The organism is Nonomuraea sp. NPDC005692 (assembly GCF_040631115.1).
Taxonomy (GTDB): domain Bacteria; phylum Actinomycetota; class Actinomycetes; order Streptosporangiales; family Streptosporangiaceae; genus Nonomuraea.
Genome location: NZ_JBEXYU010000024.1, coordinates 64,557 through 90,095, shown reverse-complemented (window position 1 = coordinate 90,095; position 25,539 = coordinate 64,557). Strand labels below are relative to the sequence as shown.

The window sequence follows — 25,539 nt, the reverse complement described above, 5'->3', positions numbered from 1 at the left end:
CGTGCGCAAGATTCTGGTGCGGGGATTCTGGGGTCCTCGCCGGCAGTCGGCGCAGGACTGCGCCGAACGCTGGGCCGCCTGCTTGGCGAGGCTTCAGCGCGCCGCTCCCGAGCTGTTCACCACATGGCACTCGCCGCTGGACGAGGATGAGAAGGCTCCTCCTGCGCTCAGGCCCGACGCAGAAGGCCTGCTCGCCGAAATGGCGCGCCTCAACGAGTACCTGGAGGTGGAACTCGGTGCCACGAAGGCGGAGCTGGGGTTCACCCTTTCCGCTTGGAGCACCGCGCCGCACGAGGGAAGCATCGTGTTCCGCGGAACCGTGGGCTCGCACGCCGAAGGCTCAGAGGTCCGCAACAGCATCACGGTGACGATGCAGGGCGAAGCAGTGGCGGCGCACGGCTGGGAGGTCGCCGCCAGCCTCCTCGCCATCGTCGCCGAGCACTGGGACATCGACTGGGGGGACGCGGGCAACGCACAACTGTGGGCCCGCCTCAAGGAACATCGGTCGCTGCGGCCGTCCGACCTGCGAGCCGGATACGCGACCTACCTGTCGGCCCGCCGCTGGGCCGAGGCCCCGGCCCTGGACGAGGGGACGATCACTTCCCTGGACGGCGGTGTGCTCATCGATCTGAGGGCGGAGGTGACCCGCGCGAGCAGTGATGACCCAGTTGTCCGGCTTGATCAAACGCTCGCCGCCTCGCCCGCGTTCACGCCCGTGCCCGACGACCGCGGGACCTGGTGAATCGTTCGATGACGCCTCTCGCTTCGCCGCCGACATCGTCCATGCCGCCCGCGACGTCGACTGCGTGGACCTGGACTACTCTCCCGGCAGCGTCGGCGTAGTCGACGAGATCGTCGGCCGCTTCCACGACGAGGGACTGTCCGTGGGGCAGGTCGGCGAGACCGTGTTCGGGTTCGGCGTCCCATCCGGTGACGGCAGGGTGTGGAACCCCGTCGGGAAGGCGTTCAAGCTCCTTGAGCATGGGCCTGAGGATTCGCTCTTCTCCAGGAGTGGAGCGGCCGCGCCTCCCGGGAAACCTCCGTCACGACCTGGCAGGAAGCGGGAGAACAGCTCACTCCTGAACGACTGTCTGTGATCCGTTGAGTTCCAAGACAACCCGTCAAGGCCCGATGGGATCGAGGCGTTCGGCCTCGTTGAGGACGAGGAAGTCGACAACCACCGCGGTGATCCCGCCGCTGCCGTCGCGGCCGAACCACACCGGGTAGGCGCCATCGCCGAAACCGGACTCGAACGCGGTCAGGGACGGCTCGCCGGTCGGGCCGGACAGCGTCACGGTCCGTGTTCCGGAGACGAGGGGGTCGGGGCCGTCGCCGCACAGCAGTTCGACCCAGCCGGCCTTGTTGTAGTCGCTGTCGTCCAGGACGGCGGCGAAGTGGTCCAGTAGCGACGCGTCGAAGAGGCACCCCATCCCGCCGTCGACCCCGAAACCGAAGAACTCGCCCTCGCCGAGGTCGGCGGGATCCTGTCCGGGAATCAGCGCCGGCTCCCAGCGAGTGACGGCCGCCTCCTGCACGACCAGTACGGCTGCGCAGACCCGTACGTGCTCGGGATCATCGGTGAACCGCACGACCGACAGCCGCAACGGATACCGCTGGCTTCTCCTGTCACACTGGTGCGCCGGCACCTATCCGGCCCCCTCGTTCGCCGGATGATCCTTCCATGGTTTGCTGCTCGGATCGTGCCCCGTGGCCGTCCGGTGCGGGCCGAGCCGGGATATCGACCCCTTCGGGGCCGGGCCGCCGGTCCTGTCTATGCTCAAGCCCATGGCACTGGAATGGGAACAGATCATCGTCGACTCCGCCGACCCCGTCGCTCTCGGGCGCTGGTGGGCCGAAGCTCTCGGCTGGGTTGTGGTCGACGAGACTGAGGAGATCATCGAGATCCGGCCTGAGCCGGACCGGATGCCGGGGCTGCTCTTCGTGCCTGTCCCCGAGGGCAAGACGTCGAAGAACCGGCTCCACCCCGACTTCCGCCCCGACGACCAGGAGGCCGAGGTCGCCCGGCTGCTCTCCCTCGGTGCCCGGCACGTCGACACCGTGCAGGACGAGCAGCACTGGGTGACCCTCCTCGACCCGGAGGGCAACGAGTTCTGCGTCCTGGGTGAGCGGAAGAACTGAGCGGAGGCCGGCAGTTATTCGGGCCCCGGCCCGCGAGTTCGCGTCCCCCGTTCAGGCGCCGGGCGCCAGCCTGAGGACGGCGGCCGGCAGCCCGCGCAACGCCTCCGGGACGACGACCCCGCCGGAACGGTCCACCGCGGCCGGGCCATCACCCCAGGTGGCCCCGGCCCGCGCCCGTTCGACCAGGTCGCCGGCGAGCGTCAGCCGTCCCGCGGCCGGGTCCAGGGCGATCACGTGGAGGGCGCCGTCGGGGCCGGCGGTGTAGCGGACCGGGTCGCCGACGGGCTCGGCGTGCCGGACCCACGGCCGGGTGCCGTAGATCGCCTCGCCGTGGGCCGCCAGCCAGGCGCCCAGGTGGCGCAGCCGTTCGACCTGGGACTCCGGCAGCGAGCCGTCGGCCCGCGGCCCGATGTTGAGCAGCAGGTTGCCGTTCTTGGCGACGGTGTCGACCAGCAGGTGGACGAGCTCGTCCGGCCGGACGAGGTGCCGCTCGTCCTCGGCCCGGTTGAAGCCGAACGACTGGCCGAGCCCGCGCGTGGCCTCCCACACCCACGGGGAGGTCTGCTGCTCGGAGACGTACTCGCGGGTGCGCGAGCCCAGGTGCGGCACGCCCCAGCGGTCGTTCACGATCCCCTCGGGCACCCGCTCGTAGTAGTGCTCGAACAGCGCCTGCAGGCTGTGCGGCCCGGCCGCCTTGCCCGAGTCGGGCCAGTCGATGTCGTTCCACAGCACGTCGGGGGAGTGCCGGTCGATCAGCTCCATGGCCTGCTCGAAGCAGTAGCGCGCGAACGCCTCGTCGTTGCGGCGCAGCGTGAACAGGTCCGTCATCGACTGGATCGGCGGGAAGTCGGACACGTGCCAGTCCAGCGCCCCGGAGTAGTACAGGCCGAACCGCAGGCCCGCCGCCCGGGCGGCGCGGTCCAGCTCGGCGATCAGGTCGCGGCGGGGGCCGCGGCGCGCGCTGCTGAAGGCCGTGGTGGCGGTGTCCCACAGGCAGAACCCGTCGTGGTGCTTGGCCGTGGGCACGACGTAGCGCGCGCCGGACCCTGCGATCAGCCGCATCCAGGCCGCCGGGTCGAACGCCTCCGCCCGCCAGGAGTCGGCCAGGTCCTCGTACGGGGTGCCGACCCCGTACTCCCGCTCGTGGAAGGCGCGGGCGGGCGAGCCGGGGATGCGGACGGTGTTGGCGTGCCATTCGGCGTACTGGTGGTAGCTGAATTCCAGCTCCACGGGCACGTGCTCGCCGGGTAGCCGGGCGGTCGCCCACGCGGGCACCGAGTACAGCCCCCAGTGGACGAAGACGCCGAACTTGGCGTCCCTGTACCAGTCGGGCACGTCCCTCGCCGGGTAGTCGGCGCCCAGGTCGGGGCCTACACGGCGGTCGAAAAACAGCACTATGGTCCTTTCAGCGGCCGGCGAGACCGGCGGTGGCGATGCCCTTGACCAGATGCTTCTGAAGGGCGAGGAGGAGCAACAGCGTCGGCAGGATGGACACGATGGAGGCGGCCATCACCAGATGCCACTGATTGCCGTTCTGGCCGAAGAACAACTGCAGGCCGAGCGGCACGGTGCCGCGCTCGGTCACGTCGTTGACCATGATGAGCGGCCACAGGAAGCTGTTCCAGTAGTTGATGAAGGTGAACACGGCCAGCACCCCGAGCGCGGGCCTGGCCAGCGGGAGCATGATGGACAGGAAGATCCGCGCCTCGCTCGCGCTGTCGATGCGCGCCGCCTCCTGCATCTCGCGCGGCACCGAGCGGAAGAACTGCCGCAGCAGGAACGTCCCGAACGCGGTGAAGGCCCACGGGAAGATCAGCGACTGGTAGCTGTCCACCCAGCCGAACTTCTGCATGAGGATGAACATGGGCACGACCAGCACCTCCTGCGGCACCATCAACGTGGCCAGGAACAGCAGGAAGACGCCGTCCCGGCCGCGCCAGCGCAGCGAGGCGAAGGCGTAGGCGGACAGGGCGGAGGCGGCCAGCACGACCAGCGTGCCCACGCCCGCCACCAGCACACCGTTGAGGATGTAGCGCTGGAACGGCACGTACGTGAACACGTCGCCGAAGTTCTGCCACCGGATCCGCGAGCCGACCAGCGACCCGGGATCGCTGAACGTCTCGCCTGCCGGCTTCAGCGCGGTGGCCACCGCGAAGATCAGCGGATAGAGGAAGGCCAGCGTCACCGCCGCCAGCAGCACGTGGGAGACGACGGATCTAACTCTCATAGTGCACCCACCGCCTCTGCCCGAGGAACTGCGCGGCGGTCACGAGCAGGATGATCGCGAACAGCACCCACGCGCCCGCCGCCGCCAGCCCGAGCTCGCGCGACTGGAACCCGGCCTGGTAGACGGTCATGACGAGCGTCTCCGTGGCGTTGCCAGGCCCGCCGGCCGTGAGGATGTACGGCTGCGTGAACACCTGCAACGAGTTGATCACCGTCATCGTCGTGGCGAAGAACAGCGCCGGCGAGATCAGCGGGAGCTGCACGCTGACCAGCTTGCGCAGCCCCGTGGCCCCGTCGAGCGAGGCCGCCTCCAGGACCGACGGCGACATCTCGTTGATCGCCGCGGAGAAGACGATCAGGTTGTACCCGAACCCCTGCCAGACGCTCATGGCCACCACCGACACCAGCGCGGTGCGCCCGTCGGCCAGCAGGTTCGGCTCGGTGCCGACCATCTGGAACAGCAGCTTCCAGATGACCGCGTTGGCCACCATCGGCGTGATCGCCGGGATGAAGAACAGCACCCGCCACAGGTTCTGCCACCGCGACCTGCTGATCCAGAACGCCAGCGCCAGCGCCAGGACGATGTTGAGCGGCACGTACAGGCCGGTGAAGACGAACGTGTTGCGCAGCGCGGACAGGAAGGCGGGGTCCTCGCCGAACAGGTAGCGGAAGTTCTCCAGGCCGATGAAGCTGCTCCCGCCCAGCATCGGCCAGTCGAAGAAGCTCATCACCACGGCCATGCCGACCGGGAACAGGGTGAACAACCCGAGCCCGAGCACGCTGGGCGTGGCGAACCCCAGCGCGCTCCACTGCTCTCGTGACCTCACTGCCCGCGCGCCCCCTGCTGCTGGATGGTGGCGAGCGCCTCCTTGGCGCCGCTCGCGCCGGTGTAGACCTGGAGCAGGTGCTGGGCCATGAGCTTGGTGACGTCGTCCCAGTTCTTGGTGGTGAACAGCGGCACGCCGCCGGACACCGCCTCCTTGACCGCCGACACCGCCGCCCGCACGTCGTCGGCCTTGTCCTGGTTCTTGCCGACCAGGAAGTTCTCGTACGCCGGCTGCTCGGAGGTCATCGCGGGGAAACCGCGCCCCTCGCCCGCCAGGTACGCCTGCGCCTGCTTGCCGCTGAGCACGGAGACCGCCTTGACCGCCTGCTCCTTGTACGGGCAGCCCTTGGCCACCCCGAACCCGGAGTTGGCCACGTACGTCTTCGCGCCCCCTGACCCGGCGGGAAGCTGCGCGATGCCCACCCGGAACTTGGCGTCCTTGATCGTGGATCCGATGTTCCAGGAGCCGTCGACCGCCATCATGGCGTTGCCGTTGACGAACTGCGTCTCGCCCCAGCCCAGCTCCGCCGACCCGGCCGGCACGCTGGCCGCCTTGTTCCCGGCCAGGCCCGCGTACCAGGTGGTGGCCGCGACCATGGGCTCGCTGTCGAGCTGCAGCTTCACGTCGTCGGTGACCGGCTTGGCGCCGTTGTAGGACAGCAGCATCGACAGCAGGTGCAGGTCGGAGAAGGACATGCCGAACCCGTACTTGCCGCCGGCGGTCAGCTTCTTGGCGGCCTGCTCGAAGTCGGCGGTGGTCCAGCCGGGCTTGGGCTCGGCCAGGCCGGCCTTGGCGAAGGCGTCCTTGTTGTAGTAGAGGAGCATCGGGCCCAGGTCGTAGGGGAGGGCCAGTTGCCGGCCGTTCATCTTCAGCGCGTCCAGCGCCGCCGGGGCGAAGCCTTCGGGAGCGGTGAGGGGTTCGAGGAGATCGGCGTAGGCGCCCAGGCGCAGGCTCTGCATGGAGACCAGGCACGGCTGCTCGCCCGCGGCGAACTCGGTCTGCAGCTTGGTGAAGTAGGCGTTGAAGGGCGCGGTCCGCAGGTTGATCCTGATCTTCGGGTCCTGCTGGGTGACCAGCTTGGCCAGGTGGTCGAGCTGGGCTTTCTCCTCCTCGCTGCCCGCCCACATCTCCCAGTCGAGGGTGACCGTACCGTCGTCCTGTTTGGCGCCGCCCGCCGTGCCCGCGCCGCCGCCGCCGCACGCGGTGACGCCGGCGAGGAGTACGAGCCCCGCGGCCAGGAGTGCCTTCATGGGGGGACCTCCGTCAAGGTATATTTTTCGGGGTCGAATTTATTATGATGCGGAACCCTAGGCTTGCTCCGGAACAGACGTCAAGAGGGAGGACCGCGGATGCGCGAGGACCTGGCCAGGACGGAGATCCTGACGACGCTCGGGTCCGGGCCGCTCAACCGCACGCAGCTCGCCCTCAGGCTGGGGCTCGGCGCGGCGACCGTGACCGAGCACACCCGGCGCCTGATCGAGCTCGGCTACGTACGCGAGCTGGCGCCGCAGGCGGCCGGGCGCGGTCGCCCGAAAGTGCCCCTTGAGCTGGTGCCGGACGCCGCGTACACGCTCGGCCTGCGGGTGCACCACACGCACGTGGTCGGCGTGCTCATGCGGCTCAACGGCAGCGAGGCGCGCCGCTTCACGGTGCCCTTCGACCCCCGCGCCGACCCCGTCGGGCAGCTCGCCGCCGTGTGCGCCCGCGAGCTGGCCGACCCCGCCGCCGGTGGCCGGGTGCGCGGCATCGGCCTGGCCGTCCCCGGCGTGATCGACCAGGCCAGGGGGATCGTGCGCATCTCGCCGCACCTGGGCTGGTCGGACCTGCCGCTGCGGCCCCTGCTGGCCGAACGCCTGCCGGTCCCCGTCCTCATCGACAACGACACCCGCGCCAGCACCAGCGCCGAGCTGCTGTTCGGCGCCGGGTGCGACCACGACGACTTCCTGGTGCTGGCCGTCGGCGGCGGCATCGGCATGGGCATCGTGCTCGGGCGGCGCATCCATCGCGGGCCCGACGGCGTCGCGGGCGAGTTCGGACACGTGCCGATCGACCCGCAGGGGCCGCCCTGCGTGTGCGGGCGGCACGGCTGCCTGGAGTCCTACGCGGCCGACTACGCCCTGGCCGCCCGCGCGTACGAGCGCGGGCTGACGCCGGCGCCGGTGCCGGTGGCCGAGCTGCCCCGGCTGGCCGCCGCGGACGTGCCGGGCGTGCGCGACCTGATGGCCGAGGCGGGGGCGGCGCTCGGGAGGGCGGCCGCGGGCGTGGTGAACGTCCTGGCCGTACGGGCGCTGGCGGTGATCGGCGAGAGCCACGTGCTGTGGCCGTATCTGGAGCCCGGGTTCCGGCCGGCGGTGGAGAGCGGCGTGCTGTCGGGAGTGGAGATCATGGTCCGCCCCTGGGACGACAGCGGCCATGCCCGAGGCGCCGCCACCTTGGCCTTGTCGGCCACGGTCGCCGCCCGCTGACCGGCGGCTCCTTCTCCGCGTCCGGCGTGTCCTGGGAGGTCACGGCCCCGGCGATGACGTTCGTCACCGCCGACCGTCCACATCGGCAGCTGCCGGGCGCGCCGCGGGGCCGCGAGACTTTCCGGCAAATGGGCGCGGGATCGCGACGTCTCCCTCAGGCCCGGTCGGGTGACGTCCCGGTCGGCAACACATGGCCAGTCTGGGCATCAGGCGTTACGGGTGGTCGGCGGCCCCGTTGCCGTGAAGCTCAGCAGCAGTTCGCCGATCGTCTCGGGCGCTTCCAGCATGGGCAGGTGCCCGACGCCGGGCAGCAGCTCGACCCGGGCGTCCGGCACCGCGTCGTACCGGTGCGCCGACGACGGCTTCCAGCGGGGGTCGGCAGCGCCGAAGATCACCTGTACGGGCACCCCGAGGGCGGCCAGACGCTCGGGCACGCTCCGTTCGGCGATGTAGGCGGTGTTCTGGCGCAGCACCGTCCGCATCACGCGGTAGGTGATGCCCCGTACGTCGGCGACCACGTCGTCCGGGAGGTCCACCGGGCGGACGGCCATCGAGCTGATCCCCTTGCGGATCATCGCGTCCGAACGCCTCGGCCAAATGAGCGGGCCCAACGGCGGGGCCAGCAGCACCCGGAGAATGAACGGCTGCCGGAGGAGCGCATCCGGACTCGGGCCGCTACTGATCAACGAAAGCGAACCGACGAGGTCGGGACGTTGCTCGGCGAGCGCGGTGGCGACGTAGCCGCCGCTGGAGTGCCCGGCCACGGCGACATGACGAAGCCCATGGTCGTCCAGCAGCGCCGCCACCTGACCCGCCTGCGCGGGCACGTCATACGACGGCGCGGGCGGGGACTGGCCGCAACCCGGCAGGTCGACCCGGATGACGTGATGGCGGCCGGCCAGCGCCGGGACCACCGGACCCCAGAAACCGCCCGAGGCCCCCGACCCGTGGATGAGCAGCAACGGCGGCGCCTGCCGCGGGCCGTCATGGACCACGTGCATGCCATGCGGGTGCTCAATGTCGTATTCACTCATAGGGCGACTGTGCACGGGCGGCCGACCGCCAGTCTTGGACAAATGTTCCCGCGGAGTCGAAACCCGCGCGGCCGTCACCATGACGGCTGCACCACGAGTCCGGCCGGAGTGCGCCAGGGACACACCGTGTAGTGGAGCGGCAGATGGGCTGGTCGGCGGCGTTTCCAGCTGCAACGGCCCCTGATCTTCCTGCAGCTCCTGTAAGAAGCCGCGCATCGCCGCGCCGCCGTCACCACCCCCTTGCTCCCCTTCGGGGACGGGATCGGGAACCGCGATGGAGTCCTCCAGTCTCGGAGGCCGCGCGAGACGCGGCTTGACCTTGACCCTAGGGTCAAGGGTGACGCTGGTGGCATGGCGAACTCGAACGCTGCCCACCTGGGCTGGAAGGGCCTGTTGCCGGTGGAGGACAGCGCACTGGCCGTGACCGACACCGGCGGGTCAGGCATCCCCGTGGTCTACCTGAACGGTTCCTACGCGAGCCAGCGGCACTGGCGGCCCGTCATCAACGCCCTGGGGCCGGGGTGGCGGCACATCACCTACGACGAGCGGGCTCGCGGCAGATCGAAGAAGTCGGCGGACTACTCCTTCGAGGCCTGCGTCCGGGATCTCGACGCCGTCCTGAAAGCCAGGCGGGTGGAACGGCCGCTCCTGGTGGGCTGGTCCTACGGCGCCTTGCTCGGGGTCCACTGGGCCGCCCGGCATCCGGGCCGCGTCGCCGGCGTGGTCGGGGTCGACGGCCCCTTTCCGTCCGGGTGGACCGACGAGGCCGGCCACGAACGCATCCGGAGGCTGTTCCACAGGGCCCGATGGGCGTTGCCGATGGCGCGCCTCATCGGCAACGCCGCGCGGATGAGTGCCGCACAGCATGCCGAGATCAACATCGAGGCCCACATCCTGCACGCCGCCCTCGAACCGGTCCTCGACAGCCTGACGGTCCCGATCCGGTACGTGGTCGGCTCGGGGGAGGCCCTGGGAAGCAAGAATGACGAGCAGGAGCAGATGCGCACTACTCTCAACCCTGTGCTCGCCCGCAACCCGAACCTCACGATAGGCGCGAAGGTCGCCGGCAACCACGGCACGATCGTGCGCAAGGATTTCCGTGCCATCGCCGAGGCCACCCGCGAGCTCGCCGCCCTCACCCGCGAAAGTCGCTGACGACCATGACCAGCGGCGTCACGATCGGCCAGGCGGCGGCCTTCGCCGGCGTCACGATCAAGACCGTCCGCCACTACCACCGGCATCGCTGCCCTGCTCGATGCCGATCCGGAGCGGTTCGCCGTCCGCCTGGCCGAGGTCAAACGGCGGCTGACCGAGCGGATCGAGGAGCTGATCGCGCGCGGCGACTCGCTGGACCGGCTCGCCAACAGTGACCGGGCCCTGTTGCCCGACCGGGCCTGCGCGCTGCTGGAGCGGGCCGCCGACCTCGGCTTCACCCCGGATGAGGTGGCGGCCTACCGCGAGGGCATGGTGCCGGCCAGGGCCCCTGGTCCCCGACGGCTTCGACGACCATCTCACCAAGGCCGAGCACGTCCTCGACGACACTCGGTTCGTCGCCTTGAACAAGGACTGCTGGGCCGCCGAGGACCAGGCGTCGGCCATGGCCCGGCTGACCACGCTGGTCGAGGCGAAACTACGCTCCGCCGGCGTGGACATCCCCCACCAATAGACGCGGCTCACCGTCCACAGTCCCGACGCGGTGAACCGACCACCACACGGTGGCCGGTCGGCTGACGGGTCCGCAGCCGCGCGCCTTCGGCGTGCACCAGCGCCCGGCCGGCCGCGGCAAGGTCTTCCGGCGCGTGGCGGTCACGGCGCCGGCGGCCGCGCTGCTGACCGGGATGGCCATCCCCGCGACTTAGAGGCACCTGGCGCTCGGCCGAGCGGGCAGGAGCGCTCGACTGTGTTCCGACGCCCGATGCTCCCGCTTTATGCCTCATCGTGCTTCCCCACGCACCTCAGGACTCCTGGCGGGCCCGTTCGAGGCCGTGGATCAGCTCGGCGAGCGTTCGCTCGTCCGAGCCGAACGTGATGCGGACATGGGTGTCAGGAGCGTGCATGTCGGCGCCGCGTACGGTCGCGATGCCGTTCCGCAGGAGCGCCCGGTCGATGGCGGCCGGGGTCTCACCGAGGCGTGAGCAGTCGGCGAGCAGGAAGGCGCCGCCCGTGGGCCGCACGGGCGGCGGGAAGCCGCTCGCGGCGATGCCGTCGCAGACGAGGTCGCGTTTGGCCTGGTAGGTGGAGAGCGCCAGGTCGAGCCAGTCGCGCGGGCCGGTGAGGGCGGCGACGGCGGCCTGCTGCGGAACCACTCCGCAGCACACCGCCTCCCACTCGAAGCGGCGGTGGAGCGCGTCGACGATCGGCGGCGGCGCCAGGACGTAGCCGAGCCGCCAGCTCGCCAGCGCGTAGTACTTGCTGAGGCTGGTGACGGTGACCAGGTGCGGCCAGCGATCGGCGAACGCCTCCACCGGGTGGTAGCCGTGGCCGTCGTACGTGAAGTGCTGCCATGAGTCGTCGGAGATGACGAGGAGCCCGTGGCGGGCGGCGAGGTCGACCACGGCCGCGAGGGTGGCGGCGTCGGGGAGATAGCCCGTCGGGTTGGTCGGATTGCACAGCAGCACGGCCCGGCTGCGGCTCGTGACGGCGGCCTCCAGGCCGGCCAGGTCGAGCGCCCAGCCGTCGCTCTCGCGGGACGGGACGCCGACGGGCGTCGCGCCGGACTCGCGGACGGCGCCGTCGAAGAAGTAGGTGGGCGTCGGCACGATCACCTCGTCGCCCGGCGCGAGCACCGTGCGCAGCACGAGGGAAAGCCCCTGCATCGCTCCGTGGGTGATCAGCAGGCGGCGCTCGGGATCGACGCGCAGGCCGTGCTCACGCTCCAGTTCGGCGGCTATCGCGGCGCGCAGTTCCGGCAGGCCGCGGGTGTTGCGCGGGTCTGGCCGGTCCATCGCGCCCGCCACCGCCCGCCGTACGTGCTCGGGCATGGGCAGGATCGGGGCGCCCGCGAGCGGGAGCATCCGCACACCGTCGCGTGCGCTGCGCTCCGCGCGGGCACGTGTGCTCATCGCCCCCAGCGCCGGGAAGTCGCTCGCCGCGGGAAGGGCCCAGGAGTTCGAGGCACGTCGCTGCATGGACGAAGCATGGCACACTGAGATATCAACAACAAGAATAAATATCTCTAATGGAGCAGAACGGCCGGAGCTGCTGTACCAACGCTGGGAATTGGTATCCTGGCGCGATGTCCGACATCCATGGCGTGATCAGCGGAACGCCGCACATCCCCGCGCTGCTGCTGGTCGGCACGGACGAGACCGGCCTCGACCGCACGAGCCAGGCATATCGGGCGATCAGGCGCCAGATCATCGACCTGACGCTCCCTCCCGGCAGCAGTTTCACCGAGACGTCGCTCGCGGAGCAATGGCATATCAGCAAGACGCCGGTGCGCGAGGCGCTGGCCCGGTTGCGGCGCGACGGGCTCGTGACCGCGCTGCCGCGCGCGGGCTACGTCGTCAGCCCGATCACGCTGCATGACACCGACGCTCTGTGCGCCCTGCGCACGCTGCTGTCCGGCGAGGCGGCCGCCGCCGCCGCGCGCCTCGGTGTCACGGCGCCGGCGCTCGAACGGCTCGAAGCGCTGTCCAAGGTGCCCATCGCGCTCGCGGCGGGCGAAGTGGAACAGGAGGAGTCGCTCCGGGCCGGCATCGAGTTCGAGGGCATCATCGCCAACTTCAGCGGCAACCCCCGGCTTGGCAAGTCGATCGTCGACGTGCTCGACGAGCTTGAACGGGTTCTGCGCATGGCCGCGTTGATCGATCCCGGCATCGCGAGCCCGCCCGGAGAGCTGGGAGCCGTCTACGAGGGGCTGCGCGCGCGCGACGCGGACGCCGCCCGGGACGCGATGCGCGCGCGGTGCGAGCGCGTGCGCCGCGACCTGCTGCAGGTCCTGGCGAAGAGCACGTCGGTGAGCAGGGCGCACATCGAGCTGCCCGCGTCGCGCCCGCCGGCCTAGCCGGTGCCGGGCAGGGGCCGGGCCTCCGGGGTGCGGCGCGAGGCCGGTCGGAGGCCGGGCCGTCCGGTCAGACCGCCGTCGGGAAGGAGAGGTCGCCGGGGTGGCGCGGGCCGTCCTCCCGTTCCTGCGGCCACCGGCTGGTGACGGCCTTCGCGCGCGTGTAGAACGCGACGCCCTCCGGACCGTGCATGTGGTGGGCGCCGAACAGCGACTGCTTCCAGCCGCCGAACGAGTGGAACGCCATGGGCACCGGGACCGGCACGTTGACGCCGATCATCCCGACCTGCACGGAGCGCTGGAAGAGGCGCGCCGCGTGGCCGCCCCTGGTGAAGATCGCCGTGCCGTTGGCCAGGTTGTTGCCGTTGATCAGGTCGATCGCCTCCTCCAGCGAGCCGACCCGCACGACGACGAGCACCGGGCCGAAGATCTCGTCGCGGTAGACGTCCATCTCGGGCGTGACGTGGTCGAACAGCGTCGGCCCGACGAAGAAGCCGTCGCCCTCGATGTCGAGCGTGCGCCCGTCGAGGACGAGGTCGGCGCCCGCGGCGACGCCGGAGTCTATGGAGCCCCTGATCCGTTCGAGCGCCTGCGCCGACACGACCGGCCCCATCTCGGACCCGGCCTCCAGCCCCGGTCCGACCTTGATCGCCTGCGCCTTCTCACGCATCAGCTTGACCAGCGGCTCGGCCACGTCACCGACCGCGACGGCGACCGAGATCGCCATGCAGCGCTGGCCCGCCGAGCCGTACCCGGCCGCGACCAGATGATCGGCGGCGTGGTCGAGGTCGGCGTCCGGCAGCACGACGGCGTGGTTCTTGGCGCCGCCGAGCGCCTGAACGCGCTTGCCTCCCGCGCTCGCGCGCTCGTGCACGTACCGCGCGACCGGCGTCGAGCCGACGAACGACACGGCGGCGATGTCCGGGTGGTCGAGGATCGCGTCGACCGCGACCTTGTCGCCGTGGACGACGTTGAAGACGCCGTCGGGCAGACCGGCTTCGGCGTAGAGATCGGCGATGAGGTTGGCCGTCGACGGGTCGCGTTCGGAAGGCTTGAGCACGAACGTGTTGCCGGTCGCGATCGCGATCGGATGCATCCACAGCGGGACCATGGCGGGAAAGTTGAACGGCGTGATCCCGGCGCAGACGCCGAGCGGCTGCCGGAACGAGAAGAGGTCGACGTCGGTCGAGACCTGGTCGGAGTACTCGCCCTTGAGCAGGTGCGGGATCCCGCAGGCGAAGTCGATCACCTCCAGGCCGCGGACGAGCTCGCCTCTGGCGTCGTCGAGGACCTTGCCGTGCTCGGCGGAGACCAGCCGCGCGAGGTCGTCGAGGTGCTTGCCGACCAGCTCGCGGAAGGCGAACATCAAGCGCGACCGCCGCATGACCGAGGTGTCGGCCCAACCCGGCAAGGCGGCCCGCGCCGCCCGCACCGCGGCGTCGACGTCGGCGGGCTCGGCCAGCAGCACGTCGGCCTGATGCGCGCCGGTCGCGGGGTCCCAAACCGGGGCGGTGCGGCTCGACCGGCCGGCGGTCTCGCGGCCGTCGATCCGGTGCCGGATCATCCTGACTGTCCCTGTGCTCACAGAAAAACTCACCTTCTCGTGGGGTGCTGGTTGCGGGTGGTCGGCGGCGCCGCGTCAGACGATCAGGTCGCCGCCGTTGATGTCGATGGCCGCCCCGGTGATGTACGCCGCGCGGTCCGAGGCGAGGAAGGCGACGAGCTCGGCGACCTCCCAGGGCTGCCCGACGCGGGGCACCGGGAACGACCGGGTGGCGCGTTCGAGTGCGTCTCCGGGCAGCAGCGCGCGGGCCATCGGGGTGTCGATGAGTCCCGGGCAGACGGCGTTCACCGTGATCCCGTCGGGTCCGCAGTCCTTCGCCAGGTGCCGGGTGAGCCCGAGGACGCCGTGCTTCGCCGTCGTGTAATGGGCGCCGCCGGCGGTGCTGATGGTCTTGCCGGCGGTGGAGGAGAAGTTGACGATGCGGCCCCAGCTCCGGGCGCGCATCGCGGGAAGCGCCTGCTGGCAGCACAGGACCGTCCCGAGCACGTTGACCGCCAGCACCTGGTTCCACTCGGCCAGGGTGATGTCCTCGAACGGGGTCGGCGGTGCGACGCCCGCGGCGTTGACCAGGATGTCGAGCCGCGACCGTTCCGTCAGCAGCGCGGCGAACGCCCGCTGGACCTGGTCGCCGTCCGTGACGTCCACCGTGAACGACCGGACACGGTCCGCCGGCACGGCCGGCGTCGACGCCAGCTCTCCGGGGCCGGGCGCGGCCAGGTCGAACACCGCGACGGTCGCACCGCGGCGGGCCAGCGCGTGTACCGCGGCCAGGCCCATGCCACGGGCCCCGCCGGTCACGATCGCGACCCGGCCCTCCAGCTCGCGGCCGTCGGCGCTGGTCGGCGCCCGCAGCCCCTCGGCGGTGCTCATGAGCCGGCCAGGACGGCACGCGCGCGGCCGAAGGCGGCCGCCGCCCGTTCGAGCTGGCCGGCGGTGTGCGCGGCCGAGACCTGCACCCTGATCCGCTCCTCGCCGGCCGGGACGACCGGGTGGGAGAGCGCGAAGGCGAGGACGCCCTCGCGGCGCAGCGCCGCCGCCACGTCGAGGGCCTGCGTGCCGCCGCGCAGCATCACGGGGATGATCGGATGCTCCCCGGGCGGCACCTCGTAGCCGAGGTCGTGCAACGCCTGGCGGAACCAGGCGGTGTTGGCGGCCAGGCGTTCCCGCAGATCGGGACGCCGTCGTGCGATGCGGATCGCCGCCAGCGCCGCCTCGGCCAGCGCGGGGGCCATGGCGTTGGTGAAGACGTAGGGCCGCGAGACCTGGCGCAGCGTCTCGACCACCGCGCGGTCGCCCGCGACGAAGCCGCCGGCTGCGCCGCCCAGTGCCTTGCCGAGCGTCCCCGTCAGCACGTCGACGCGTCCCTTCAGTCCGAAGTGCTCGGCGGTGCCTCCGCCGGTCGGGCCCAGCACCCCCGTGGCGTGCGAGTCGTCGACCACGAGCACCGCGTCGTGGCGTTCGGCCAGCTCGCAGAGCCGGGGCAGCGCGGCGACGTCGCCGTCCATGCTGAAGACGCCGTCGGTGACGATGAGGCGGTGGCGCGCGCCGGCGCACTCCGTGAGCCGGCGTTCGAGCTCGTCGAGGTCGGCGTGGGCGAAGACGCGCCGCCGGGCGCGGGTGAGGCGGATGCCGTCGATCAGGCTGGCGTGGTTGAGCGCGTCGCTGAGGACGACGTCCTGCGGGCCGAGCAGTGCGTCGAAGAGGCCGAGGTTCGCGTCGAAGCAGGAGTTGTAGAGCACGGCGTCCTCGGCGCCGACCAGCTCGGCGATCCCTGCCTCCAGCTCGCCGTGGACGGCCCGGGTGCCGCAGAGCACCCGGCCCGCCGCCACCCCGAGCCCCGTCTCGCGCAGCGCCCGCCGGGCCGCGTCGAGGACCTCCGGGTCGCCGGCGAGCCCGAGGTAGTCGTTGGAGGCGAAGTTCACCAGCCACTCGCCGTCCACGCCGAGCGTCGGCCCCTGGGGGCCCGAGACCACGAGGTCGCGGCGCAGCCCGGTGGTCGCCCGGCGTTCGTCGAGCTCGGACCGGAGCCGGTCCAGCAGCGCGGCGTTCACGCCCTGCCTCCCCGCCGGTCGGCCGCGGTCATGACAGGCTCCCGTCCAGCTGCTCCATCCGGCGTCCCGTGGTGAGCAGGACGGCCAGCCCGGCGACCATGATGATCGCGATGGCCAGCAGCGCGTACGTGAAGCTGCCGGTAGCGGACGCGATCGTCCCGGTGAAGTAGGGGCCGACGAATCCGCTGACGTTGCTGACGGAGTTGATCAGAGCGATGCCGGAGGCGGCGGCCGCCTCGGTCAGGCCGATGGCCGGGATCCGCCAGAACTGCGGCATCGCGGTGATGATCCCGGCGACGCTCAGGCAGACGGCCAGCACGAACAGGGTGCCGCTGCTGGTGAAGGTCGCCGCGAGCAGCCCCACAGCGCCGAGGGCCATCGGTACGGCCGTGGCCGTGACCGCCGTCCAGCGTGCGGCGAGGCGAGCCCAGGTCAGAAGGGCGACCGCGGCCACCACGTAGGGAATCGCGGACAGCAGCACGCTGCTGACGTCGGCGGAGTCACCGACGCTCTGCGTGATGGACCTGATCATCGTGGGCAGGAAGAACTGCAGCGGATAGAGCCCGAACGCGATGGCGAACCACGTCACGGCCATCGCCCACACCCGGCCGCTGGTCAGCGTCTGGCGCAGCCCGGTGAGTGCCCCGCGGGCGCGCTGTTCGGCGGCTTCGGCGGCGAGCACGTTCTCGATGGCGGCCTTCTCCTCGTCGTCGAGCCAGCGCGCGTCGGCCGGGCGGTTCGGCAGGAAGACGAAGATCAGGACGCTGACGACGACCGTCAGGATGCCCTCGACGAGAAACAGCGCCCGCCAGCCCGCGATGCCGAACAGGCTCTGGCCCCACTCCAGCAGCGCGGCGGCCAGCGGCGAGCCGATGATCGAGGACAGCGGGATCATCACGATGAAGGTGGACAGCGCCCAGGACCGCTGGCGGCGCGGGAACCAGAACGTCAGGTAGAGCAGGATCCCGGCGGCCAGACCGGCTTCGGCGAACCCGAGCAGGAGCCGCGCGGCGAACAGTGTGGCCGGGGAGTTCACGGCCGCGGTCGCCGCCGTGACCAGCCCCCACGTGATCATGATGCGGGCGATCCACTTCCGCGCGCCGAACCGGCTCAGCATCATGTTGCTCGGCACTTCGAACAGGACGTAGCCGACGAAGAACAGTCCGGCGGCCAGGCCGATCTGGCCGCTGCCGAGGCCCAGGTCCCGGGACATGGGCGCGGCGATGTAACCGACGTTGGCGCGGTCGATGTAACTCGCCACGTAGGCGAGGCCGACCAGCGGCATGATCCGGACGCCCACCTTGCGCCAGGTGCGCGGTGAGACGGTGCTCGGGGGTGTCGCGACGGGTGAACTCATGGGGGGTTCCAATCGGTCTGGGGGGTGGGAAGCGGCTTCAGCGCGCCTGGCCTCGCAGCCTGGCGGTGGCGTCTTGGTCGATCACGCCGTCCGCGGTGATCGCGACGCCGTAGTCCCGTTCGGCTCCCTCGTGGGTGACCTTGCCGTCGAGGACGTCTTCGAGGACGAGTTCGGGGAGGCGTTCGAAGGGGACGCCGTGCCCGCCGCCGCCGGCGGTCACGTGCCGGTGGCGGGTTCCCGCGGTCATCGCGAAGTGCGGTTTGGACTCCAGCACCCGTTCACCGGGACCGCCGGGGTCGAGCATGTTGAGCGAGGGGGTTCCCGGTGCGCCGCCGGCCAGTCCGTACGGCAGGAACCTGCGCCGGTCGGACCTGATCTGCACCGTGGCCTCGGCCGCCAGCAGCGTCATGTCCCGGAAGGTCGCCAGGCCACCACGCCAGCGGCCCGCTCCGCCGCTGTCGGGGAGGTAGCCGTAACCGTCGATGCGGAGGTGACCGGAGCGTTCCAGCTCCTCGACCGGCGTGTTGGTCAGGTTCGCGCCCAGAGAGCTGATGCCGTCCACGCCGTCGCGGTCGGGACGCGCGCCCCACGCTCCCGCCAGAGGGTCCCACAACACCATGGACTCCCCGTCCGGCCCGACGAGGCCGATCGCGATCCCGTCGGGCCCGCCTTCCCCGGCGGCCGGCACCCGGGCGGGGAACACCGGGGCGAGCGCCCCGAGCACGGCGTCGATGATCCGGAAGCCGACGAGCCCGCGGGCGCCGCGCGCGGCCGGCCGCCGGCCGTTGAGGATGGAGGCCTCCGGGATGACGAAACTGAACGGCCGGTAGAAGCCGCTGTTGGCCGGGATGTCGGAGGCGAGGACGCCCTGCAGGGCGGCGTAGGCGGCCGAGCGGGTGAAGGAGGCCGTCGCGTTGAGCGCGGAGTCGACCTGCGGCGAGGAGCCGGTGAAGTCGAGCTCGATCCCCGACCCGTTCAGCGTGACCTTGACGCGGATCGGGATCGGACCGGATCCCAGACCGTCGTCGTCAATGTGGTCGAGGAACTCGTAGGCACCCGGGACGGCCTCGGCGAGCGCGGCGCGCAGCAGGGTCTCGGAGTAGTCGAGCAGCTCGTCGATGAGGGCGGCGAGTCCGTGGACGCCGTGCCGCGCCGCGAGGGCGCGCAGCCCCTCGGCTCCGGTGTGGCAGGCCGCCAGCTGGGACTCGAGGTCGCCGCGCAGCAGCTCAGGCTCGCGGACGTTGCGCAGGATCAGCCGCAGGAACGTCTCGTTCACCGTGCCGGCCTCGACGAGGCACGACGGCGGGATCTGCACTCCTTCGGCGAAGATGCTGGTCGACTGCACGGCCATCGAACCGGCGGCCCACCCGCCGACGTCGGTGTGGTTGACGACCGTGACCGCGAAGCCCAGGAGGTCCTCCCCGGCGAACACCGGGGCGACCGCGAAGATGTCGGGCAGGTGCATGCCGCCCAGGGACGGGTCGTTGAGCAGGTAGACGTCTCCTGGACGGATCCGGTCGCCGAACTCGTCGAGGATCGCCTCCATCGCGTCCGGAATGGACCCCAGGTGCACCGGCAGGGTGTTGGCCTGGGCGATCACCCGTCCGTGCGCGTCGCACAGGGCGGCAGAGAAGTCCATGCTGGACGCCACCAGCTGCGAGTGGGCCGTGCGCAGGATCGTGATCGCCATCTCGTCGGCGATCCCGGTGACGGCGTTGCGGAAGACCTCGAAGGTCACGGCGTCGCGGATCATGAGGCGCTCCAGGTGATGACGATGTTGTTGAGCCGGTCGCGGTGCACCCGGGCGCCGGGCGGGACGAGGGTGGTGGCGTCCATGTCCTCGATGACCATCGGTCCCTCGACCGGTTCCGGGCCGAGATCCGACCGTCCGACGACGGGCGTGGGCACGGTCTCGGCGAACCGGCATTCGCGGACGGCGGGCTCGCCGCCGGGGGCGAGGGGCAGGCTCAGCACGTCCGCGATGGACACCGGGGTGGGGAGCCGGCCGCGTACCCGGAGGTTGACCAGCTCCACCAGCTCGTCCGTACCGGCCCGGCCGTAGGTGCGCCTGTGCTCGGCGTGGAAGCGGGACCGCGTCTCGGCGAGCAGGTCCTCGGTGAGGTCGCCGTCGGGCACCCGGATCCGCAGTTCGAATCGCTGGCCGCGGTAGCGCATGTCCAGGAGCCGGTCCACGACGGCGCCGGCTCCCAGCTGGTCGCGTACGTGGGCGGACAGCCGCGCGAACTCCGCGGCGAGCGCGCCCACGTCGGCGAGGCCGGCCCGGTACGGGGTGAGCTCCTGGCGTTCGGTGTCGGCCACGAGCAGGCCCAGGCTGCTGAACAGTCCCGGGTGCACGGGCACGATCACGGTCGAGATCCCCAGCTCGCGGGCCAGCGCGGCGGCATAGAGAGGGCCCGCGCCGCCGAAGGCGACCATGGTGGCCTCCCGCGGGTCACGCCCTCGTTCGCTGGTCACCGCCTTGACCGCGGTCGTCATGCTCGACACCGCCACCTGGTACGCGCCGCGTGCGGCACCCGCCACGTCGTCTCCGAGCTGCTCGGCCACCGGTGACAGCGCCTTCACGGCCAGCTCCGGGTGAATCGCCACCCGGCCGCCGGCCAGCGCGTCGGGACTGAGGTAGCCGAGCGTCACGTTGGCGTCGGTCAGGGTCGGCAGCTCGCCGCCCTGGCCGTAGCAGGCAGGACCGGGACGCGAGCCGGCGCTGACGGGCCCCACGTGCAGGGCGCCCGCCGCGTCAACGGAGATGATGCTGCCGCCGCCGGAACCGACCTCGGCGATGTCGATCGACGGCGCCCGCACCGGATACCCGGCGCCGGAGCTGAGACCGCGGGCCCCGTTCATGCCGCCGCCGACCTCGTAGTCAGCCGAGACGAACGGTTCACCGTGCTCGATCAGGGACGCCTTCGCCGTGGTCCCGCCCATGTCGAACGCGACCACCGTGGACAGGCCGATCAGCTGGGCGAGCTTCTGCACGGCGGTCACACCGGCCGCCGGACCGGACTCGATGATCTGCACCGGCCGCCGCGCGACGGAGGCCGCGTCGAGCAGCCCGCCGCTGGACTGCATGACCAGCAGGGGCGCGCGCACCTTCTCCGCGCGCAGCCCGGCTTCCAGCCGGGTGAGGTATCCGTGCACGGTGGGGCCGACGTAGGCGTTGACCGTGGCGGTGCTCATGCGCTCGAACTCGTGAGGCTGCGGGGAGACGTCGACCGACGCCGTGACGTACACGCCGGGCAGTTCGGCTCGCAGCAGTGCGGCGACCCGCCGTTCCTCGTCGGGGCGGACGTAGGAGTTGATCAGGCACACGGCCACCGCTTCGATGCCGTCGGCGCGCAGGCGCCCGGCCAGCGCGCGGATCTCGTCCTCGCTCGCCGGTGGGCCGAGCCGGCCGTCGGCCGTGATCCGCTGGTCGAGTTCGTGCCGGTCGCGCCGCCGGGCGAGGGGTTCGGGCTTGGACCATGACAGGTCGTAGAGCACCGGCCGGCGCAGACGCCCGATCTCCAGCACGTCGCGGAAGCCGCGGGTGGTGACCACCGCGGTGCGGACGCCGTTCATCGACAGGATCGCGTTGGTGGCGACGGTCGTGCCGTGCAGCATCGCGACCACGGCCTCGGGCCGGGCCCCGGCCAGGGAGAGCACGCCGGTGGTCGCCGCGACCACGCCGGCGCCGTAGTCGGGCGGGGTGGACAGAACCTTCATGGGGACGACCTGGCCGTCCGGCCCCAGTGCGATGACGTCGGTGAAGGTGCCGCCGATGTCGGCGCCGACTCGCCAGCCGGCCGGTCGAGGGTCGTGACTGGGGGGCACTGGATCTCCTTCGTTCGACGAGCGACTGGGATCACAGTACGAGCGAGTTAAGATATCAGCAATGCCTAGTTGTCATTTTTATGAAGTCAACTGATATGACTGGCGGCGGTAACCGCTGGAAGCCGATCACCTGGTGAAGGGGGGCTTGCCTCCACGACGCGGGCCTGCCCTTTTTGCTCAACCCGTGACCCCGCTGCTCAGCGAACGATCAGGCTGTCACTCCGCCCGAACCGCGTCCTTGCCGGCCGCGACCTCGGATGGTCAGGCCTGCAGGTAGTGCAGGACGGCGAGTACCCGGCGGTGGTCGTTGTCCGAGGGGGACAGGCCGAGCTTGGTGAAGATCTGCGTCACGTGTTTCTCCACCGAGCCGTACGACAGGAACAGCGCGGCGGCGATGGCGTTGTTGGAACGCCCCTCCGCCATCATGGCCAGCACCTCGCGCTCCCTCGGGGTGAGCGTGCCGAGGGTTTCCGTACGGCGGCTGGCGCCCATGATCTGGGTGACGACCTCGGGGTCGAGGACGGTCTTCTCGATGTACTGGGAGAACACCAGCACCCCCACACTCGGATGATCACGGCGGATCCGGATCGCGGATCGCAGGCCCTCGTCGGTGTGGGAGGGTGGCATGCGTACGTCGACCACGGCGATGTCGGGACCGTGTTCCGCCACGGCGGCCAGCAGCGCGTCGCCATCGCCCACGGCGGCCGCCACCTCGTGGTCGCGGGAGGTGAGCAGCATGCACAGGCCCTCCCGGAGCATCACGGCGTCCTCGGCGATCACGATGCGCATGCGCTGCTCCGTTCAAAGGTGCGAGGGGAGTTCGACTGTGATCACCGTAGGTCCTCCGGCCGGGCTGTTAATGCCGATCACGCCGTCGAGCGTCTGGACGCGGGCGGTCAGGCCGCGTAAGCCGGATCCGGTGCCGATCGCCGCGCCGCCGGTGCCGTCGTCGCGCACCCGCAGGGTCAGCAGTCCGTCACGCACCCGTACCTCGATGACGGCGTGCCTGGCGCCGCTGTGCTTGACCACGTTGGCGAGCAGTTCCGTCGTGCAGAAGTAGGCGATGGCCTCGATGGCCGGCGCGGGGCGTTCGGGCAGGTCGGCTTCGAACCGGGTGGGGATCGGGCTGCGTGCGGTGAGCGTGGCCAGGGCGACCTCCAGCCCTTGGTCGAGTGCCGGCGGGTGGATGCCGCGGATCAGGTCACGCAGTTCGGCCACGGTCTCCTTGGCGCTGCGGTGGGCGCTGTCGACGAGGACGCGGGCGCGCTGGAGCCGTCCGGGCTGGTCGGCCTGGTCGAGCTCGCCCTGGGCCATGCCCAGGCTCATGGCCAGCGTCACCAGGCGTGCCGCCGTCCCGTCGTGCAGGTCCCGCTCGATCCGGCGGAGCCTGGCGGTCGCGTCCTCTGCGGCCAGCGCACGTGCCTGCTCCAGCCGGCGGATCCGGGTTTCGCCCGGCGCGGGCCCGAGCAGCGTACGGGCGAGCATGCGCTCGGGCGCCAGGGCGAGGTGGACGCCCCGCGGGGCGAGGAGCAGCAGCGCCAGTCCGGCGGCGCTCACCAGCGCCGCGACCGCCCAGCCCGGGGGACTGAGGTGCGCCAAGGCGGAGAAGTGTCCCCAAAGGGGGCAGACGAGCAGGAGCAGGCCGCCTCCCCACAACCCGGCGGCGGCCGCACAGGCGATCACGGCCGCCGGCAGCCGGAGCAGGCCGTGGATGACGGCGCGCCATCCCGTCACGTCACCGATCGCCGCGCCGAGCCGGTTCAGCAGGCCCCGGCCCGGCACGGAACGGGCCGGGATCGGGCATCCGCACCCCGGCCCACGCTCGTGCCAGTCGTCGATTGGCCGTGCCGAGCCCTCTGGCCGCCATCACGCTCAGGGCCAGCATGGGCACTCCGACGAGATTCGCCGTCAGGATGACGCTCAGCAGCACGAGAACGAGATGCACCAGGCCGGCTGCCGCCATGAACGGCGACACCAGCGCGTAGGCGAGTTCACGCCGCGACCGCTCCCGCGCCGGAGCGGTGATCAGCACCCGCCACCTCTCTGCCCGCCTGTCCATGCTCCTCCTCGCCCGCCGCCGTCCGCCGTCCAGCCTGGCAAACCGGCACGCGCGAGAACAGCCGGACAACCCGTGGGGGACATCCCGAAACCAACACGGAGGACGTCCCGGTGGTGGCCGTCCGGTCGGTCTCACCAGAGTGGTCACCATGACGACAACCAAGCAGCGGCGCAGGCGCGGCAGGACCAGTGGGCTGGTCATCGGAGTGACGGTGGTGGCGCTGGCGGGAACGACCCCGGCAGCCGCCGCCAGAGATGCGCAGCCGACCTGGCGGGACTGCGCCGGCCAGGACATGCCGGCGGGCATGCAGTGCGCCGCGATGGAGGTGCCGGTGGACTGGGGCCGGCCGGACGGGGCGAAGATCGAACTGGACCTGGCCCGGCTGCCCGCCACCGAGCCTGCGCGCCGGATCGGCAGCGTGCTGGGGGTTCCCGGCGGTCCCGGGGCCAACGGGATCGACGACCTGAAGCGCGTCGCGTCCGACCTCACCGAACTGCGGCGCAGGTTCGACCTCGTCGCCTACAAGCCGCGCAACAACGTGTGGCGTGATCGGACTCCGCCGTCCTGCATGGAGCCTGGAACGACACTGTTCGAGCCGCAGGGACGGAAGCAGTACGAGGCATTGGCCGCGGCGATGACCAAGGCCCTCAAGGCCTGCCGGAACGCGGACAAGAGCGACCTGTTCGCTCATATGGAATCTCTGTCGGTGGCCAGAGACATGGACGCGGTTCGCGAGGCTCTGGGCGAGGAACGGCTGAGCTTCATGGCCAACTCCTATGGAGGGGTGCCCGCCGCCGCCTACGCCCGGCTGTTCCCGCAGCGCATTCGAGCCATGTACCTCGACGGGACGATCAACCAGGTCGACGGCTGGCCGGACCAGGCATTGCGGGCGCTGCCCGTCCGGGAACAGCTCTTCACCAGATTCACCACCTGGTGTGCGGACACCCCCGCCTGCGCGTTGCACGGACAGGACGCCGGAGCGGTCTGGCGCAAGCTCGTTCGAGACGCCGATCGCAGGCCGATCCCGGTCACGTCGTCCCAGTTCGGCAAGGGCGAGCTGAGCGGATGGCACCTGAGGAGTTTCGGCTTCATGAGCGATCCAGGACCGGACAACTCGCGGTGGCTGGCCTTCGCCGAGGCGGTGGACAAGGCCCGGGCCGGGGACGGGTCCGGTTTCGCCGATTTCGCTCTCGGCAACGCGCGGATCTGGGCCGCGCCCGGAGCACTGGCGATGACGTGCGCAGATGGCCGTGGTTACCGCAGCTACGCGCAGCTGCGGAAGTTCCTCCGCCAGGCGCGGAAGGTCTCGCCGAACTTCGGGGAAGCCGCCTTCGACGCGCTCGGATGCATCGGTTGGCCGCTGCCGGTCGCCAACCCGTCGCGCCCGCTGCCGACCCGCGGCCTGCCGCCGTTCCTGGGAGTCGGCAGCACGTGGGGCGACTACGCATGGACCGAGAGCTTCACCAGGACGATCCCGGGGTCGGTGACCGTCGGCTACGACGGGCCTGGCCATGTCCTGTACATGTCGGGCAAGAAGTGCCCCATCCGGTACGCCACCACGTACCTGACCGACCTCAGGCTGCCCGCGCCGGGTACCACCTGCCCTGCCGAATGACCGTCATATCGATGGCAATCGGCCATCCGATCAGCACCACCGCCAGATCATGAAGGCGCGCAGGTTGATCGGGTGCCGCAAGCAGCTCTCCCAAACACGATGCGACGTCGAGCCCGGTTCGCCATGCCGGTCACGGTCCGGCGCCGTCGCCGGTACCTACCACGCCGGCCGCCTTACCAAGGTGCCCCGGCCGGCCAAGCGACTGCGCGTCCAGACCTCCGCCGACCGCAGACCCGGCCAGCCGTGGCTGCCCGGAACCCCGCCGCCCGCCCCTGTCGCCCCCGACCGACCGGCGGCTGACATCCGCATCGGTTACGGCCCGGCGCTCGGGTCGGTGTCACCAGACGCAAAGTAGAGCGTCCGCGCTGGTC

25 protein-coding genes are annotated in these 25,539 nt (G+C 71.2%); 9 read left to right on the top strand and 16 right to left on the bottom strand.

All coding sequences use genetic code 11. The features are described from left to right. Position 1 precedes the first annotated feature (1 nt). Positions 2-742, top strand: coding sequence for an Imm52 family immunity protein (locus ABZ459_RS36370; RefSeq protein ID WP_357980194.1), 741 nt, complete (start codon positions 2-4; stop codon positions 740-742). 64 nt (positions 743-806) lie between these two features. Beyond that, positions 807-1,097 carry a hypothetical protein gene (locus ABZ459_RS36365; protein ID WP_357980191.1) on the top strand — a complete coding sequence of 97 codons (291 nt, stop codon included), beginning with the start codon at positions 807-809 and terminating at the stop codon, positions 1,095-1,097. A gap of 24 nt (positions 1,098-1,121) precedes the next feature. Here ABZ459_RS36365 and ABZ459_RS36360 read toward each other — a convergent pair whose 3' ends face one another. Then, complete coding sequence (locus ABZ459_RS36360; protein ID WP_357980188.1) at positions 1,122-1,646, bottom strand: DUF4241 domain-containing protein; 525 nt, start codon at positions 1,644-1,646, stop codon at positions 1,122-1,124. Between the two features lie 139 nt (positions 1,647-1,785). Between ABZ459_RS36360 and ABZ459_RS36355 the strand changes: the two genes are divergently transcribed. Next, positions 1,786-2,139: a VOC family protein gene (locus ABZ459_RS36355; protein WP_357980185.1), complete on the top strand. Its 354-nt coding sequence runs from the start codon at positions 1,786-1,788 to the stop codon at positions 2,137-2,139. Positions 2,140-2,190: 51 nt separating this feature from the next. Here ABZ459_RS36355 and ABZ459_RS36350 read toward each other — a convergent pair whose 3' ends face one another. Genes ABZ459_RS36350 through ABZ459_RS36335 form a run of 4 tightly spaced genes read right to left on the bottom strand, consistent with a single transcriptional unit; the run spans position 2,191 to position 6,442 of the window. Further along, positions 2,191-3,534, bottom strand: coding sequence for an alpha-L-fucosidase (locus ABZ459_RS36350; RefSeq protein WP_357980182.1), 1,344 nt, complete (start codon positions 3,532-3,534; stop codon positions 2,191-2,193). Positions 3,535-3,544: 10 nt separating this feature from the next. Next, complete coding sequence (locus tag ABZ459_RS36345) at positions 3,545-4,366, bottom strand: carbohydrate ABC transporter permease (protein WP_357980179.1); 822 nt, start codon at positions 4,364-4,366, stop codon at positions 3,545-3,547. Beyond that, positions 4,356-5,192, bottom strand: coding sequence for a sugar ABC transporter permease (locus ABZ459_RS36340; protein WP_357980176.1), 837 nt, complete (start codon positions 5,190-5,192; stop codon positions 4,356-4,358). Before ABZ459_RS36340 ends, ABZ459_RS36345 begins: the two co-directional genes overlap by 11 nt. Then, positions 5,189-6,442, bottom strand: coding sequence for a sugar ABC transporter substrate-binding protein (locus ABZ459_RS36335; RefSeq protein WP_357980173.1), 1,254 nt, complete (start codon positions 6,440-6,442; stop codon positions 5,189-5,191). The genes ABZ459_RS36340 and ABZ459_RS36335 overlap by 4 nt, the downstream gene beginning before the upstream one ends. A gap of 99 nt (positions 6,443-6,541) precedes the next feature. Here ABZ459_RS36335 and ABZ459_RS36330 point away from each other — a divergent pair, with 99 nt between their 5' ends. Continuing rightward, positions 6,542-7,657 carry an ROK family transcriptional regulator gene (locus ABZ459_RS36330; RefSeq protein ID WP_357980170.1) on the top strand — a complete coding sequence of 372 codons (1,116 nt, stop codon included), beginning with the start codon at positions 6,542-6,544 and terminating at the stop codon, positions 7,655-7,657. A gap of 206 nt (positions 7,658-7,863) precedes the next feature. Here the strand turns inward: ABZ459_RS36330 and ABZ459_RS36325 are convergent, their stop codons facing one another. After that, positions 7,864-8,691 carry an alpha/beta hydrolase gene (locus tag ABZ459_RS36325; protein WP_357980167.1) on the bottom strand — a complete coding sequence of 276 codons (828 nt, stop codon included), beginning with the start codon at positions 8,689-8,691 and terminating at the stop codon, positions 7,864-7,866. Positions 8,692-9,042: 351 nt separating this feature from the next. On the opposite strand from ABZ459_RS36325, the gene ABZ459_RS36320 reads away from it, so the two are divergent. From ABZ459_RS36320 to ABZ459_RS36310, 3 genes are all read left to right on the top strand, one after another. Beyond that, on the top strand, positions 9,043-9,846 hold the full coding sequence (locus ABZ459_RS36320) for an alpha/beta fold hydrolase (RefSeq protein WP_357980164.1): 804 nt from the start codon (positions 9,043-9,045) through the stop codon (positions 9,844-9,846). Between the two features lie 283 nt (positions 9,847-10,129). Further along, positions 10,130-10,357, top strand: a complete 228-nt coding sequence (locus ABZ459_RS36315) for a hypothetical protein (RefSeq protein ID WP_357980161.1) — start codon at positions 10,130-10,132, stop codon at positions 10,355-10,357. A 49-nt stretch (positions 10,358-10,406) separates the two neighbouring features. Next, on the top strand, positions 10,407-10,550 hold the full coding sequence (locus tag ABZ459_RS36310) for a hypothetical protein (RefSeq protein ID WP_357980159.1): 144 nt from the start codon (positions 10,407-10,409) through the stop codon (positions 10,548-10,550). Positions 10,551-10,646: 96 nt separating this feature from the next. Here ABZ459_RS36310 and ABZ459_RS36305 read toward each other — a convergent pair whose 3' ends face one another. Next, positions 10,647-11,819: a pyridoxal phosphate-dependent aminotransferase gene (locus tag ABZ459_RS36305; protein ID WP_357980156.1), complete on the bottom strand. Its 1,173-nt coding sequence runs from the start codon at positions 11,817-11,819 to the stop codon at positions 10,647-10,649. 107 nt (positions 11,820-11,926) lie between these two features. Between ABZ459_RS36305 and ABZ459_RS36300 the strand changes: the two genes are divergently transcribed. Continuing rightward, the gene (locus ABZ459_RS36300) at positions 11,927-12,697 is read left to right on the top strand and encodes a GntR family transcriptional regulator (protein WP_357980153.1); all 771 of its coding nucleotides are present in this window, start codon (positions 11,927-11,929) and stop codon (positions 12,695-12,697) included. 67 nt (positions 12,698-12,764) lie between these two features. Here the strand turns inward: ABZ459_RS36300 and ABZ459_RS36295 are convergent, their stop codons facing one another. The 9 genes from ABZ459_RS36295 to ABZ459_RS36255 form a co-directional block, all read right to left on the bottom strand. Continuing rightward, the gene (locus tag ABZ459_RS36295; protein WP_357980436.1) at positions 12,765-14,258 is read right to left on the bottom strand and encodes a CoA-acylating methylmalonate-semialdehyde dehydrogenase; all 1,494 of its coding nucleotides are present in this window, start codon (positions 14,256-14,258) and stop codon (positions 12,765-12,767) included. A gap of 75 nt (positions 14,259-14,333) precedes the next feature. Next, the gene (locus tag ABZ459_RS36290) at positions 14,334-15,128 is read right to left on the bottom strand and encodes an SDR family NAD(P)-dependent oxidoreductase (RefSeq protein ID WP_357980150.1); all 795 of its coding nucleotides are present in this window, start codon (positions 15,126-15,128) and stop codon (positions 14,334-14,336) included. Continuing rightward, positions 15,125-16,309, bottom strand: coding sequence for a glycine C-acetyltransferase (locus ABZ459_RS36285; protein ID WP_357980147.1), 1,185 nt, complete (start codon positions 16,307-16,309; stop codon positions 15,125-15,127). The genes ABZ459_RS36290 and ABZ459_RS36285 overlap by 4 nt, the downstream gene beginning before the upstream one ends. A gap of 28 nt (positions 16,310-16,337) precedes the next feature. Then, a complete protein-coding gene (locus tag ABZ459_RS36280; protein ID WP_357980144.1) occupies positions 16,338-17,666 on the bottom strand; it encodes an MFS transporter in 1,329 nt (442 codons plus the stop codon). Between the two features lie 37 nt (positions 17,667-17,703). Then, entirely contained in the window at positions 17,704-19,419 is a 1,716-nt protein-coding gene (locus tag ABZ459_RS36275) for a hydantoinase B/oxoprolinase family protein (protein WP_357980141.1), read from the bottom strand. Beyond that, entirely contained in the window at positions 19,416-21,494 is a 2,079-nt protein-coding gene (locus ABZ459_RS36270; RefSeq protein WP_357980138.1) for a hydantoinase/oxoprolinase family protein, read from the bottom strand. Before ABZ459_RS36270 ends, ABZ459_RS36275 begins: the two co-directional genes overlap by 4 nt. A gap of 261 nt (positions 21,495-21,755) precedes the next feature. Then, positions 21,756-22,283, bottom strand: a complete 528-nt coding sequence (locus tag ABZ459_RS36265; RefSeq protein ID WP_357980135.1) for a response regulator transcription factor — start codon at positions 22,281-22,283, stop codon at positions 21,756-21,758. A gap of 12 nt (positions 22,284-22,295) precedes the next feature. Next, entirely contained in the window at positions 22,296-23,276 is a 981-nt protein-coding gene (locus tag ABZ459_RS36260; protein ID WP_357980132.1) for a histidine kinase, read from the bottom strand. Then, on the bottom strand, positions 23,230-23,553 hold the full coding sequence (locus ABZ459_RS36255) for a sensor domain-containing protein (protein WP_357980129.1): 324 nt from the start codon (positions 23,551-23,553) through the stop codon (positions 23,230-23,232). Before ABZ459_RS36255 ends, ABZ459_RS36260 begins: the two co-directional genes overlap by 47 nt. 148 nt (positions 23,554-23,701) lie before the next feature. Between ABZ459_RS36255 and ABZ459_RS36250 the strand changes: the two genes are divergently transcribed. Beyond that, the gene (locus ABZ459_RS36250; RefSeq protein ID WP_357980126.1) at positions 23,702-25,168 is read left to right on the top strand and encodes an alpha/beta fold hydrolase; all 1,467 of its coding nucleotides are present in this window, start codon (positions 23,702-23,704) and stop codon (positions 25,166-25,168) included. The last annotated feature ends 371 nt before the right edge of the window (positions 25,169-25,539 follow it).

Excerpts from the sequence above, each read along its gene's own strand:
- ABZ459_RS36295 (WP_357980436.1), bottom strand. The coding sequence starts at position 14,258 with ATGATCCGGCACCGGATCGACGGCCGCGAGACCGCCGGCCGGTCGAGC.
- ABZ459_RS36345 (WP_357980179.1), bottom strand. The coding sequence starts at position 4,366 with ATGAGAGTTAGATCCGTCGTCTCCCACGTGCTGCTGGCGGCGGTGACG.
- ABZ459_RS36300 (WP_357980153.1), top strand. The coding sequence starts at position 11,927 with ATGTCCGACATCCATGGCGTGATCAGCGGAACGCCGCACATCCCCGCG.
- ABZ459_RS36335 (WP_357980173.1), bottom strand. The coding sequence starts at position 6,442 with ATGAAGGCACTCCTGGCCGCGGGGCTCGTACTCCTCGCCGGCGTCACC.
- ABZ459_RS36320 (WP_357980164.1), top strand. The coding sequence starts at position 9,043 with ATGGCGAACTCGAACGCTGCCCACCTGGGCTGGAAGGGCCTGTTGCCG.
- ABZ459_RS36250 (WP_357980126.1), top strand. The coding sequence starts at position 23,702 with ATGACGACAACCAAGCAGCGGCGCAGGCGCGGCAGGACCAGTGGGCTG.
- ABZ459_RS36315 (WP_357980161.1), top strand. The coding sequence starts at position 10,130 with ATGAGGTGGCGGCCTACCGCGAGGGCATGGTGCCGGCCAGGGCCCCTG.
- ABZ459_RS36330 (WP_357980170.1), top strand. The coding sequence starts at position 6,542 with ATGCGCGAGGACCTGGCCAGGACGGAGATCCTGACGACGCTCGGGTCC.
- ABZ459_RS36290 (WP_357980150.1), bottom strand. The coding sequence starts at position 15,128 with ATGAGCACCGCCGAGGGGCTGCGGGCGCCGACCAGCGCCGACGGCCGC.
- ABZ459_RS36355 (WP_357980185.1), top strand. The coding sequence starts at position 1,786 with ATGGCACTGGAATGGGAACAGATCATCGTCGACTCCGCCGACCCCGTC.
- ABZ459_RS36305 (WP_357980156.1), bottom strand. The coding sequence starts at position 11,819 with ATGCAGCGACGTGCCTCGAACTCCTGGGCCCTTCCCGCGGCGAGCGAC.
- ABZ459_RS36265 (WP_357980135.1), bottom strand. The coding sequence starts at position 22,283 with ATGCGCATCGTGATCGCCGAGGACGCCGTGATGCTCCGGGAGGGCCTG.
- ABZ459_RS36325 (WP_357980167.1), bottom strand. The coding sequence starts at position 8,691 with ATGAGTGAATACGACATTGAGCACCCGCATGGCATGCACGTGGTCCAT.
- ABZ459_RS36280 (WP_357980144.1), bottom strand. The coding sequence starts at position 17,666 with ATGAGTTCACCCGTCGCGACACCCCCGAGCACCGTCTCACCGCGCACC.
- ABZ459_RS36255 (WP_357980129.1), bottom strand. The coding sequence starts at position 23,553 with ATGGACAGGCGGGCAGAGAGGTGGCGGGTGCTGATCACCGCTCCGGCG.
- ABZ459_RS36275 (WP_357980141.1), bottom strand. The coding sequence starts at position 19,419 with ATGATCCGCGACGCCGTGACCTTCGAGGTCTTCCGCAACGCCGTCACC.